Source organism: Burkholderia sp. Leaf177, from assembly GCF_001424345.1.
Lineage (GTDB): Bacteria > Pseudomonadota > Gammaproteobacteria > Burkholderiales > Burkholderiaceae > Caballeronia.
Genome location: NZ_LMPF01000013.1, coordinates 1 through 12,595 on the forward strand (window position 1 = coordinate 1; position 12,595 = coordinate 12,595).

Here is a 12,595-nt window from a genome sequence, read left to right on the forward strand (position 1 = left end):
CGATAGACTTCAGGCCGTCGCCAACACCAATGCCCGCGCCAGTTGGCATCCTCTTGCGCGGCATCCTCTTGCGCGCCACTACTACTGCACTTTCTCACTTCCCTTCGCTTCGTTGTGAAGCGAAGGAACGGAATTCTAGTGCCCGTTTCAACACCGCGCAAGGGGTTCAGCAAAAGAATTTCATCGATGCTTAAAAGCGGGCTTCCGCTTCTCAACGAAAGCAGCCATTCCTTCCTTCTGATCTTCGGTTGCGAACAGCGAATGGAACATGCGACGCTCGAAATGGACACCTTCAGCCAGAGTCGATTCATACGCACGATTAACGGACTCCTTCGCCATCATCACAGCCGGCAAGGAGAAACTCGCGATAGTCGATGCCGCCTGCATGGCGTCGTCCAACAAACTCGCCGCTGGCACGACGCGCGACACCAATCCGGCCCGTTCGGCTTCGTCGGCGTCCATCATTCGCGCGGTGAGGCACATGTCCATTGCCTTCGCCTTCGAAACGGCGCGCGGCAGCCGCTGCGTGCCACCTGCGCCCGGGATCACGCCGAGTTTGATTTCGGGTTGGCCAAACTTGGCGGTATCGGCAGCAATGATGATGTCGCACATCATCGCCAGTTCACACCCGCCGCCCAAGGCAAAACCGGCGACAGCAGCGATGATCGGCTTGCGAATGGTGCGGACCGTTTCCCAATTGCGCGTGATGTAGTCACCCTTAAACGTGTCCATATACGTGTAATTGGCCATCATGCCGATGTCCGCGCCTGCCGCGAACGCCTTTTCGCTGCCCGTCAGCACAATGGCGCCGATGTTTTCGTCGGCATCGAATTCCTTGAGCACGGTCCCAAGTTCATCCATTAGCGCGTCGTTAAGCGCGTTGAGTGCTTTCGGCCGATTCAACGTGATCAAGCCGACGCGCCCACGCACTTCGGTCAACAGATTCTCGTAAGACATCCATTCCTCCTAGATATGAACTCGCGCGAAATCGCTTCGCGCACGCGTCTCGATAATGCTAACATTCGCATACCAACCGGTCGGTTAATTAATTATCCGAACGCTACTCAATGCCACTCATCACTTTGCCGCCATGACCCATCCGCTCTTCTCCAAGCACGAAGCGACGCTTACTCAAGCGCTTGCCGCTATTGCAACGCGTGGTTATTGGAGCCCGTTTCCCGAAATGCCTAGTCCCAAAGTGTACGGGGAAACAGCGAATTCGGACGGCGAGGCGGCTTTCAAGTCTCACCTGAATAAGACGTTCGTGCTGGATCAACCTTCTAATGGTGAGTTGGTCGGCAATGAGCGATCGCCTTTTGGGTTTGCTTTGGGGATTCGCTACCCAAAAGCGGACGTCGACGCGTTGCTTGACGCCTCCGCGACGGCACAGCGTCGGTGGCGCGCGGCGGGGCCTGCGGCCTGGGTCGGCGTTAGCCTCGAGATCCTGTCGCAGTTGAACAAGGCCAGTTTTGAGATTGGCTACAGCGTCATGCATACAACCGGGCAGGCTTTCATGATGGCGTTTCAGGCAGGCGGACCGCACGCGCAAGACCGGGCGCTTGAAGCAGTCGCCTATGCGTGGGACCAGCTTCACCGGATTCCTGCCAACGCATACTGGGAAAAGCCCCAAGGCAAGAATCCTCCGCTCGCGATGCACAAGCAATTCACGGTCGTGCCGCGCGGCACCGGGCTCGTGCTCGGCTGTTGCACATTTCCGACGTGGAATGGCTATCCCGGCATGTTCGCGGACTTGGCCACGGGCAATACCGTTGTCGTCAAACCGCATCCGGGAGCGATTTTGCCGCTGGCCGTCACAGTACGCATTGCACGCGATGTCTTGCGTGAGGCTGGATTTGACCCGAACGTGGTTACCCTGCTGGCTACCGAAGGGAACGACGGTCCTGTCGTACAGGATCTCGCGCTGAGGCCGGAGATCAAGATCATCGACTTCACCGGCAGCACGCAAAACGGCAGCTGGCTCGAACGCAACGCACATCAGGCCCAGGTCTACACCGAAAAAGCGGGCGTAAATCAGATCGTGATTGACTCTGTCGACAACATCAAAGCCGTTGCCAGCAACATAGCCTTCTCTCTCGCGCTCTACTCCGGCCAGATGTGCACGGCGCCGCAGAACATCTACGTTCCTCGCGATGGCATTCGAACAAGCGAAGGCCAGATGAGCTTTGACGACGTCGCGAAGGCGCTCGCGGCCGCGGTGGAAAAGTTGATCTCCGATCCTGCTCGCGCCGTGGAATTGACGGGCGCCATACAGAATGACGGCGTAATGGGTCGCATCGCCGAAGCGCGGCAACTTGGCGAAGTGCTTACCGACAGTCAATCGCTTGCTCATCCCGTTTTCTCCGATGCTCAAGTCCGTTCTCCGCTAATGCTGAAACTCGACGTGCACGCTGACGCCGCTAAGTTCACACGCGAGTGGTTCGGTCCAATCTCGTTTGTCATTGCCACGGATTCAACGGCGCAAGCGCTCGAACTGGCCGGATCGATTGCAGCGGAACATGGCGCATTGACCTTTTCCGTGTACAGCACGGACGACGCCGTAGTTGACGCAGCCTATGACGCGGCTATTCGCGGCGGCGTTGCACTGTCTATCAACCTCACTAGCAGCATCTTTGTGAACCAGACCGCGGCGTATTCGGACTTCCACGGTACGGGCGCCAATCCTGCAGCGAACGCCGCGCTGTCCGACGCCGCGTTTGTCGCAAATCGCTTTCGGGTCGTTCAAAGCAGAGTCCATGTTGCGCCAAATACCGCGCCGCCAACAGTCAGCTAAACGGCATAGGCGGCCGGATCAAAGAGTCGCAGCGAGTCCTAGGCCATCAAGCCGAATGGCAACTGCGGCCGAGCGCGATTAGTATCGAAGGCATGGGTATTTGCGCTCACTTGCCGAAGGAGACTTCATGTCCGACCAGAACAGATCGATTGTTTTCGCTATCAGTGAGACCACGCGCGTAGCGACGTTGACACTGAATCGCCCGGAAAAGCTGAACAGTTTCACGCGCACGATGCACGAGGAGTTAGGTGAAGCGCTGGACGAAATCGAGAAGAGCCACGCCCGTGCGCTCGTGATTACGGGATCGGGCCGTGGCTTTTGCGCGGGCCAGGATCTCGCCGACCTCGACTTCACGCCAGGCGCCATGACGAACCTGGGCGCGCTGATTGACGAGTACTTCAATCCCCTCGTGCGCCGGCTACAGGCGTCACATCTGCCCGTGATTGCCGCGGTGAATGGCATCGCTGCCGGCGCGGGCGCCAATCTCGCCATGGCTTGCGACTTGATCGTCGCCGCGCGTTCAGCGAGCTTCATTCAGGCATTCGTGAAAATCGGCTTGATACCGGACTCGGGCGGTACGTGGCTCTTGCCAAGGCGAGTGGGCGAAGCCCGGGCAATGGGTCTCGCGCTTACCGGCGACAAGCTGGCTGCGGACCAAGCACACGCATGGGGTCTCGTGTGGAAAGTGGTCGACGACGCCGAACTGGAAAGCGTTGCGGCGACGCTAGCGGCACAGCTGGCGCAGCAGCCTGCCAAGGCAGTCGCGGCGATCAAACACGCAATACGGGCTGCCGCGAACAATACGCTCGATCAGCAGCTGGACCTCGAGCGCGACGTCCAGCGTGAACTCGGCGACTCGCATGACTATGCCGAAGGTGTTGCTGCGTTCAAGGAAAAGCGCGCGCCGCGATTCGAAGGTCTCTGACACACAACATATCGCTTTTGGAGAAGGCAGCAATGACAGATCAGGAACTCGCCGAAGCAACCGCGCAAACCATGTACGAAGCAGACGCGTGCAGCCGTGCGCTCGGCCTGGAACTGGTCGAGGTGCGACCAGGATACGCACGCATGCAGATGAACGTTCGCGATGACTTCCTGAACGGACACGGAATTTGTCACGGCGGCCTCATTTTCACGTTGGCCGATTCAACGTTCGCGTTCGCCTGCAACTCGTACAACATCAACACGGTCGCGGCCGGCTGCTCAATCGAATTCTTGCGCGCGGTCAAAGGCGGCGATCGCCTGACTGCCGAGGCAATTGAACAATCACTGACGGGAAGAACGGGAATCTACGACATCCGGGTGACGAACCGTGACCAGGAAACGGTCGCCATGTTCCGCGGCAAGTCGTCCCAGATCAAGGGAAGTCTCGTTGCCATCGAATCCTGAGCCGCTCTACAAAACTACTCGACAAACCGTAGTGTCCGAACAAATTTGATTCGGGCCGCGAACAGATATCTGGAAGGAGACATTCCATGACCGCCGCGCTTCCACTAGACCGAATAGAGACGGCCAGTCGCGACGAACTCACTGCGCTGCAACTTGAACGCCTCAAGTGGTCGATCGCTCATGCGTATGAAAATTCGCCCGTGTATAGGCGAAAGTTCGATGAAGCGGGTGTGCATCCGGACGACATCAGAAGCCTCGCTGATATCGCGCGTTTCCCTTTCACGACGAAAAAGGATCTTCGCGATAATTATCCGTATGGGATGTTCGCCGTGCCGCACGATCAGATTTCGCGGATTCACGCGTCGTCGGGGACAACCGGAAAACCCACGGTTGTGGGTTATACGGCAAAGGACATCGACACCTGGGCGAATCTCGTTGCACGATCCATTCGCGCAGCGGGTGCGAGGCGTGGAGACAAGGTGCATGTCAGTTATGGTTATGGCCTTTTCACTGGCGGCCTGGGCGCTCACTACGGCGCGGAACGGGCCGGCTTGACCGTGATTCCGTTCGGCGGAGGCCAGACGGAAAAGCAAGTTCAACTCATCCAGGATTTTCGGCCCGACATCATCATGGTGACGCCGAGCTACATGCTGTCCATCGCCGACGAACTCGAACGTCAAGGTATCCATCCGGCTGACTGCTCGCTGCGAATCGGCATCTTCGGCGCTGAACCGTGGACCAACGATATGCGTGCTGCCATCGAAAAGCGCATGGGAATCGATGCGGTGGATATTTATGGCCTGTCGGAAGTGATGGGGCCCGGCGTGGCATCGGAATGCGTGGAGACTAAAGATGGTCCGACGATTTGGGAAGATCATTTTTATCCGGAGATTATCGATCCGGAAACGGGCGAAGTCCTGCCTGATGGCGAGTTGGGCGAGCTCGTATTTACGTCGCTGACAAAAGAAGCGCTGCCGATCATCCGCTATCGGACGCGCGATCTCACGCGGCTCCTTCCCGGCAGCGCTCGAACCATGCGACGCATGGAAAAAATAACCGGCCGCTCGGACGACATGATGATCGTGCGAGGCGTGAATGTTTTTCCCACGCAGATTGAAGAGTTACTGCTCAAGCAGCACGCGTTGGCGCCGCACTATCAGATCGTTTTGACGAAGGAAGGGCCGCTCGATGTGCTCACGCTCAACGTCGAGCCCTGTCCGGAGACTGCGCCGGACGTCGCCGTGCTTCAGCAAGCTAAGGCTGCGCTTGCCTACGATATCAAAGCGTTGATTGGCGTGAGCGCGGTGATCCAATTACTGAGCGTGAACGGAATCGAGCGTTCAGTGGGAAAGGCGCGGCGGGTGATTGATCGGCGAAAAGCAGTGCCCTGATTCCCAGGCTCGATCCAAAGCAATCAGCAGCCGCTTCCGGAGAAACGGCTGCAAGCCTTCTACGAGTTCGGCAGCAATAACCACATACGGCCGCCCTGCTTCATCCGGCCGGCGAGATCGCCCGCGTCGTCGCCGAGCCCCCAGAAATAGTCCGCGCGCACACCGCCTTTGATCGCGCTGCCCGTATCTTGTGCGAACACGAGTCGGTTCATTGGCGAGTTGCTCAGAGGGCGTGTGGTTTGCAGGAACACCGGTGTTCCGAGCGGGATCGCGGAAGGATCGACGGCGATGGATCGCTCCGGCGTCAGCGGAACACCCAGTGCGCCGACCGGCCCCGTGCCCACGCCTGCAGCGAGCGTTGACGTTGCCGGCATTTCGCGGAAAAACACAAAACGCGGATTCACGTCGAGCAACGCGTCGACACGCGCGGGGTTTGCTTTCGCCCACGCCTTGATGCCTTGCATCGTGGCTTGGGCGGGCGTCAATTCGCGCCGGTCCAGCAGCTCGCGCCCAATCGATTTATACGGCTGGTTATTGGTGCCGCCAAAACCAACGCGCATCGTCGTGCCATCTTCCATGACGACCTGTCCCGAGCCCTGGACTTGAAGGAAGAACGCCTCGATAGGATCGTCCACCCACACCAGCTCGTTGCCATTCAATGCGCCCGAACTTTCAAGCTGAGCACGCGAGGGCAGCGTCGTGCCGGTTTTGAACCGATACGGCCATCGATACAACGCGTATTGGTATGGGCCGTGTCGCGTGCGCGAACCGCGAAGCAACGGCTCGTAATAGCCGGTCACCAGGCCGTCCAGCGTGCCGTCGGTATTGGCCAACTGGAACGGCGTGAAATAGGCCTCGAAGAATTCGCGGGCCGCATTCATGTCGAGGTCATCGAGCCGTTGCGCCGCCGCACATGCGCGGCGCCAGTTCGGCTGCTGCGCGAGGCGGCTGCAGTTTTGACGCATCGCTGCGGTCGCCCCGAGTAATGAATCGTCTTGCCAGCCGGGAACCTGCTGCCAGCTCACTGCGGTCAGCCGGTTGGCCGCGCGTTGTCCCGGAATGATCGGTGCGCCGGTTGGCGGAGCCTGATAACCGGACTTGATGGCGCCCCCGCCTCCGCACGATGCGAGCAAAACTGCAGTAGCCAGCGAAGCCGACCAGGCGGCCAATCCGGCGAGCGAAGGGGTGAAGCGCTTACAATGTTCGTTCTTGATGAGAACCGCCATGTCAAATCTGTTCGACGAATATCCAATGCTTGTGTTTGCGCTCGAGTCAATCGTGGCGCTGCTTTTGCTGATTTTTATCGTCGCGTGGACGGCGTCGGGTAAAAAGAAAAACAGGCGCTAGCAAGACGCTGCGCACACGGCTCAATGCAGCGTGCGCGGCATATGCAGCGCGAACTCGGCAATCGGCGCCTCGAAACGTTCGCCATCCTCAGCCACACAGAAATACGATCCGCGCATGGTGCCGACCGGCGTCGCGATCACGGCCCAGCTCGTGTATTCGAACTTTTCGCCCGGCGGCAATAATGGCTGGTTGCCGACCACGCCCAGCCCTTTCACTTCCTGAACCACGTTTTCACTATCTGTGATGATCCAGTGCCGCGAGATCAACTGCGCGGCGACCTGACCGGTATTTCGAATGGTCAGCGTGTACGCGAACGCGAACTGGTGAGAATCCGGTTCCGATTGCTCGGGAAGGTATTGCGTCGCTACCGATACGCTGAATTCATACTGGCTCATCGCTTTTCCAATTCAAAATATAGTGCGCGAAGCGACGCCCCGTGAGGCGTACAGCGGCGCGATTACGCGAATTTGCGTGAACATCAGGTGACGCATTCTGCTTCATGCAGCGTGTGCCCGCAACCGAGCGCAACGGCTCGACACGGCGTTTTCATCGCGTTGAAACCTTTACGGGATAGTGCCGCAACGCGAAAAAGCGCTTGCGGCGAGGCGTGCGCGTTAGCCATTTGGCCGACGGTCAAAAACGGCGCATCGCGGTAAAATGCGTTTCCCGCTTGCAACCGGCCGACGTCATGACGCAATTCCGCTTGTCCCCCAGTATTTTGTCCGCCGACTTCGCCATTCTCGGCGAAGAGGTTCGCAATGTCGTCGCCGCCGGCGCGGACTGGATCCATTTCGACGTCATGGACAACCATTACGTTCCGAACCTGACAATCGGCCCGATGGTCTGCAAGGCACTGCGGCCACACACGACTGTACCTATCGACGTGCATTTGATGGTGCGCCCGGTGGATCGCATTGTCCCGGACTTCGCCGAGGCCGGTGCGAATGTGATCAGTTTCCATCCGGAGGGTTCGGACCATATCGACCGGACGCTTTCGCTGATCCGCGATCACGGCTGTAAAGCGGGTCTGGTTTTCAACCCGGCAACATCGCTGAATCATCTCGATCACGTGATGGACAAGGTCGATCTCGTGCTGATCATGTCCGTGAATCCGGGGTTCGGCGGCCAGTCGTTCATTCCGGAAGCGCTGAACAAGCTGCGTGAAGCGCGTCGTCGTATCGATGAATACACCGAGCGGACGGGCCGCGAGATTCACCTGGAAGTGGACGGTGGCGTGAAGATCGAGAACATCCGGGCAATTGCGGAAGCGGGCGCGGACACGTTCGTAGCGGGATCGGCGATTTTTGGCCACCACAATTACAGCGAGATCATCGGCAAGATGCGCGAGGAACTGGCCAAAGTGAACACCGGGGATGCACGATGAGCGAACTCACTGCCGAGCTTCCGGCATTTACCAACAAGACGTTGCGCGCCGCAATCATCGACCTGGACGGCACCATGGTCGATACCGCAGACGATTTCACCGTGGCGCTGAATGGCATGCTCGCGCGCATCGACTCGAAACCGACTGATCGTGACGAAGTCACCGGCTACATCGGCAAGGGATCGGAGAATCTGATTCGCAGCATATTGGCCGTGCGATTTTCGGCGCTGGAAGCATCCACGAAATTCGATGACGCCCTTGCGATCTATCAGACCGAATACGCGCGCATCAACGGGCAGAACGCCAAGCTTTACCCCGAAGTCGCCGAAGGTCTGAAGGCGCTGCGCAACCTCGGTTTGCCGCTTGCATGCGTGACGAACAAGCCGCACCGCTTCGCGCTGGAATTGCTGACGAAATTCGGCCTCGCCGGATACTTCAAGGTCGTGCTCGGCGGCGATTCCGTACCGAAGAAAAAGCCTGATCCAACGCCCATGCTGATTGCTTGCGAACGTCTGGACGTTTTGCCGCGCGAGGCGGTTGCTATCGGCGATTCCGAGAATGATGCGCTCGCGGGCCGCGCGGCTGGAATGGCGACGCTGACGGTTCCCTACGGCTATAACCACGGCAAACCCGTGCACCTCGTGAAATCCGATGGTATAGTTTCTTCCCTGCTGGCCGCCGCACAGGCAATAGCAGCAACCATGGCCGCGCCGGACGCACCCAGCGCGACAACATCGACTGACTAGTTCAATCCCTCATGTTTCTGAACAAAAAACGGAGTCTGAGCAGCATCGACCGGGGAGCCTGGCCCTGGCGTCGCTGGTCGCGCTAACCTCGCCTGAGGTCCGCTGAAGCTCGTCTTCAGCACCGTTTTTTGTTTCGCTGCGCATTCCGCGCGCCGATCCCGCTGACTTGTTTTACCTTTTGATGCCCGGCTTGATGTGCGTCATTCGCTGCGCCCGATTCCCCGGCTTACGTCCTCACGGTTTCCGTGATGGCCTTAAGCCCCGATAATCGGACTTACAGCGTCTGAAGCCTCGGCCGACGCGCAAATTCCGGCGGGTTTAGCGCCGCGCGGTATTTACCGCAGCGCCCAGTAAGACTCGATGTCGCAAAACCACCAAGCGACACGCAAAGGATCAGAACATGACCGAACTCGAATTCCAATCGCTGGCGAATGAAGGTTTCAACCGCATTCCGATGATCGCCGAGGCGCTCGCGGACCTCGAAACGCCACTTTCGCTTTACCTCAAACTCGCTCAAACCGAGCGCAATGGCGCCAATTCGTTCCTGCTGGAATCCGTGGTGGGCGGCGAACGCTTTGGCCGGTACTCGTTTATCGGCTTGCCGGCGCGCACGATGATCCGCGTGCAGAACGGCGTGTCGGAAGTGTTGAAAGATGGACAGGTCGTCGAGACGAGCGACGTCGATTCGCTGACGTTTATAGAAACATTCCAGAAGCGGTTCAAGGTCGCGCAACGCCCGGGATTGCCACGTTTTTGCGGCGGTCTGGCTGGGTATTTCGGCTACGACGCCGTGCGTTATATCGAGAAAAAGCTGGCGCACACCGCGCCGCGCGACGATCTCGGCCTGCCCGATATCCAGTTGTTGCTGACCGAGGAAATGGCGGTTATCGATAACCTCGCCGGCAAGCTGTACCTGATCGTCTACGCAGATCCAACCGTGCCCGAGGCCTACACGAAAGCCAGGCAGCGCCTGCGCGAACTCCGCGCGCGCTTGCGTACGACCGTGCAGCCGCCGGTGACATCGGCGAGCGTGCGCACGGAAACGTATCGGGAGTTTGCGAAAGAGGATTACCTGAACGCCGTGCGCAAAGCGAAGGAATACATCGCGGCGGGCGAGTTGATGCAGGTTCAGGTCGGCCAGCGCCTCGTCAAGCCATTCCGCGACAACCCGCTTTCGCTGTATCGCGCGTTGCGGTCGCTGAATCCGTCGCCGTATATGTATTACTACAATTTCGGCGGCGAATTCCATGTGGTCGGGGCATCGCCGGAAATTCTGGTCCGCCAGGAAAAACGCGGCGATGAACGCATCGTCACCATTCGTCCCCTTGCGGGCACGCGGCCGCGCGGCAATACGCCCGAGCGCGACGCCGAACTCGCCACCGAATTGCTGAACGATCCAAAGGAAGTTGCCGAGCACGTGATGCTGATCGATCTGGCGCGCAACGACGTGGGCCGGATCGCGCAAACGGGATCGGTGGTCGTGACGGACAAATTGGCTATCGAAAAATATTCGCACGTTCAACACATCGTGAGTTCGGTGGAAGGCAAGCTGAAACCCGGAACGACGAACTTCGACGTGCTGCGCGCGACCTTCCCCGCCGGCACGCTTTCGGGCGCGCCGAAAGTGCGAGCGATGGAAATCATCGACGAACTGGAGCCGGTCAAACGCGGCCTGTACGGTGGCGCTTGCGGTTATTTGTCGTTCACAGGCGAGATGGATCTGGCCATCGCGATTCGCACCGGCCTGATTCACAAGGGTAATTTGTATGTGCAGGCCGCCGCCGGCGTGGTCGCGGATTCGGTGCCCGAGTCCGAATGGCAGGAAACGGAGAACAAGGCGCGAGCAGTTTTGCGCGCCGCCGAGCAAGTGCAAGACGGCCTCGATAGCGACTTCTGATCCGGAGAAAGACCATGCTGCTGATGATCGACAACTACGATTCGTTCACCTATAACCTGGTTCAGTATTTCGGCGAACTGGGCGAAGACGTGCGGACGTTCCGCAACGACGAAATTACGCTCGACGAAATCGCAAAACTGAATCCCGAGCGGATTTGCCTTTCGCCGGGGCCGAGCAATCCGCAACACGCGGGCATCACGCTCAGTGTGCTGCGCGAATTTTCCGGACAGATTCCCATTCTCGGCGTGTGCCTTGGCCATCAGGCCATCGGCGAGGCGTTCGGCGGACGTGTTGTTCGCGCGCAAACCATCATGCACGGCAAGGTCAGCACAATCGAAACCGATTGTCGCGGCGTGTTTTCCGACCTGCCGAAACATTTCAGCGTGACGCGTTATCACTCGCTTGCCATTGAGCGCGAGTCGCTGCCGGATTGCCTGAAAGTTTCGGCGTGGACGCCCGACGGCGAAATCATGGGCGTGCGTCATAAGGAACTCGCGGTCGAAGGCGTCCAGTTCCATCCGGAATCCATCTTGTCCGAGCACGGCCACGCGCTGCTCGAAAACTTCGTCAAGAACGCGAAACAAGGCGAACACGCGTGAACCGGGATCAGACTATGACTATTACGGCGCAGGAAGCGTTGCAACGGACCATCGAGCATCGCGAAATTTTTCACGATGAAATGCTTCACCTGATGCGCATGATCATGCGCGGCGAGATGTCGCCGGTGATGTCCGCCGCGATCATTACGGGTTTGCGCGTGAAGAAGGAAACCATTGGCGAGATCGCGGCGGCGGCGACCGTCATGCGCGAATTCGCCAACCACGTCAGCGTGCCGGACAGCGATAACCTCGTGGATATCGTCGGTACGGGCGGCGATGGTTCGCATACCTTCAACATTTCGACGGCTACCATGTTTGTCACGGCGGCCGCCGGCGCGAAGGTCGCGAAACACGGGAATCGCGGGGTATCGAGTAAATCGGGCAGCGCGGATGTGCTCGAGGCGCTCGGCGTGAACATTGATTTGCAGCCGGAACAGGTGGCGTTATCCATCGCCGAAACGGGCATGGGTTTCATGTTCGCGCCGAACCATCATCCGGCCATGAAGAACATCGCGGCGGTGCGTCGCGAACTCGGCGTGCGGACCATCTTCAACATCCTCGGGCCGCTGACAAATCCGGCCGGCGCGCCGAATCAGTTGATGGGCGTGTTTCACGAAGATCTCGTCGGCATTCAGGTTCGTGTCATGCAGCGCCTTGGCGCGAAGCACGTGTTGGTTGTGTACGGCAAGGACGGCATGGACGAGGTTTCGCTGGGCGCGGCGACGGTGGTCGGCGAATTGCGCAACGGCGAAGTTCGCGAATACGAAATTCATCCGGAAGATTTCGGCTTGCAAATGGTGTCGAACAGGACGCTCAAAGTGGCCGACGCGCAGGAATCGAAAACCATGCTTCTTGGCGCGCTCAACAACAAGCCGTGCGTCGCGCGCGAAATCGTCACGCTGAACGCGGGCACGGCGCTTTACGCCGCGAACGTGGCGGAATCGATTGAAGACGGCATGCGCCTCGCTAAAGAAGTGATCGCGAGCGGTCAGGCGCGCGAAAAAGTCGATGAACTCGTGCGCTTCACGCAGCAATTCGCCAAATAACGGAA

Annotated in this window: 14 protein-coding genes; 11 read left to right on the forward strand and 3 right to left on the reverse strand. The window is 58.9% G+C overall.

The annotated features are described in order from the left end of the window. Positions 1-194, forward strand: a 194-nt coding sequence (locus ASG35_RS32100; RefSeq protein ID WP_235527542.1) for a hypothetical protein, incomplete at its 5' end; no start/stop codon positions are given. Here the strand turns inward: ASG35_RS32100 and ASG35_RS13085 are convergent. After that, entirely contained in the window at positions 181-957 is a 777-nt protein-coding gene (locus tag ASG35_RS13085) for an enoyl-CoA hydratase (RefSeq protein WP_056357570.1), read from the reverse strand. The genes ASG35_RS32100 and ASG35_RS13085 overlap by 14 nt on opposite strands. Before the next feature lie 133 nt (positions 958-1,090). Between ASG35_RS13085 and paaN the strand changes: the two genes are divergently transcribed. The 4 genes from paaN (at position 1,091) to paaK (ending at position 5,571) form a co-directional block, all read left to right on the forward strand. Beyond that, positions 1,091-2,791 (forward strand): phenylacetic acid degradation protein PaaN, encoded by a 1,701-nt coding sequence (gene paaN, locus ASG35_RS13090; protein ID WP_056357574.1) that lies wholly within the window; start codon positions 1,091-1,093, stop codon positions 2,789-2,791. Positions 2,792-2,918: 127 nt separating this feature from the next. After that, positions 2,919-3,716, forward strand: coding sequence for a 2-(1,2-epoxy-1,2-dihydrophenyl)acetyl-CoA isomerase PaaG (gene paaG / locus ASG35_RS13095; RefSeq protein ID WP_056357577.1), 798 nt, complete (start codon positions 2,919-2,921; stop codon positions 3,714-3,716). A 32-nt stretch (positions 3,717-3,748) separates the two neighbouring features. Next, entirely contained in the window at positions 3,749-4,180 is a 432-nt protein-coding gene (gene paaI, locus ASG35_RS13100; RefSeq protein WP_056357582.1) for a hydroxyphenylacetyl-CoA thioesterase PaaI, read from the forward strand. A gap of 86 nt (positions 4,181-4,266) precedes the next feature. Further along, positions 4,267-5,571 (forward strand): phenylacetate--CoA ligase PaaK, encoded by a 1,305-nt coding sequence (gene paaK / locus ASG35_RS13105; RefSeq protein WP_056357584.1) that lies wholly within the window; start codon positions 4,267-4,269, stop codon positions 5,569-5,571. A gap of 59 nt (positions 5,572-5,630) precedes the next feature. On the opposite strand, the gene mltA is transcribed toward paaK, so the two are convergent. Then, entirely contained in the window at positions 5,631-6,797 is a 1,167-nt protein-coding gene (mltA, locus tag ASG35_RS13110; RefSeq protein WP_056357587.1) for a murein transglycosylase A, read from the reverse strand. On the opposite strand from mltA, the gene ASG35_RS32445 reads away from it, so the two are divergent. Continuing rightward, positions 6,796-6,918: a hypothetical protein gene (locus tag ASG35_RS32445; protein ID WP_268761122.1), complete on the forward strand. Its 123-nt coding sequence runs from the start codon at positions 6,796-6,798 to the stop codon at positions 6,916-6,918. The two genes, mltA and ASG35_RS32445, sit on opposite strands and share 2 nt — an antisense overlap. 20 nt (positions 6,919-6,938) lie before the next feature. On the opposite strand, the gene apaG is transcribed toward ASG35_RS32445, so the two are convergent. Beyond that, a complete protein-coding gene (gene apaG, locus ASG35_RS13115) occupies positions 6,939-7,313 on the reverse strand; it encodes a Co2+/Mg2+ efflux protein ApaG (protein WP_056357590.1) in 375 nt (124 codons plus the stop codon). A gap of 293 nt (positions 7,314-7,606) precedes the next feature. Between apaG and rpe the strand changes: the two genes are divergently transcribed. The 5 genes from rpe to trpD all read left to right on the forward strand — a co-directional run bounded on the left by rpe (position 7,607) and on the right by trpD (position 12,590). Continuing rightward, positions 7,607-8,302 carry a ribulose-phosphate 3-epimerase gene (gene rpe, locus ASG35_RS13125; RefSeq protein WP_056357699.1) on the forward strand — a complete coding sequence of 232 codons (696 nt, stop codon included), beginning with the start codon at positions 7,607-7,609 and terminating at the stop codon, positions 8,300-8,302. Further along, a complete protein-coding gene (locus tag ASG35_RS13130; RefSeq protein WP_056357596.1) occupies positions 8,299-9,048 on the forward strand; it encodes a phosphoglycolate phosphatase in 750 nt (249 codons plus the stop codon). The genes rpe and ASG35_RS13130 overlap by 4 nt, the downstream gene beginning before the upstream one ends. A gap of 400 nt (positions 9,049-9,448) precedes the next feature. Next, the gene (gene trpE, locus ASG35_RS13135; RefSeq protein ID WP_056357598.1) at positions 9,449-10,945 is read left to right on the forward strand and encodes an anthranilate synthase component I; all 1,497 of its coding nucleotides are present in this window, start codon (positions 9,449-9,451) and stop codon (positions 10,943-10,945) included. Between the two features lie 14 nt (positions 10,946-10,959). Next, a complete protein-coding gene (locus ASG35_RS13140) occupies positions 10,960-11,544 on the forward strand; it encodes an aminodeoxychorismate/anthranilate synthase component II (protein WP_056357602.1) in 585 nt (194 codons plus the stop codon). Between the two features lie 14 nt (positions 11,545-11,558). Then, on the forward strand, positions 11,559-12,590 hold the full coding sequence (gene trpD, locus ASG35_RS13145) for an anthranilate phosphoribosyltransferase (protein WP_056357604.1): 1,032 nt from the start codon (positions 11,559-11,561) through the stop codon (positions 12,588-12,590). Positions 12,591-12,595 lie beyond the last annotated feature (5 nt).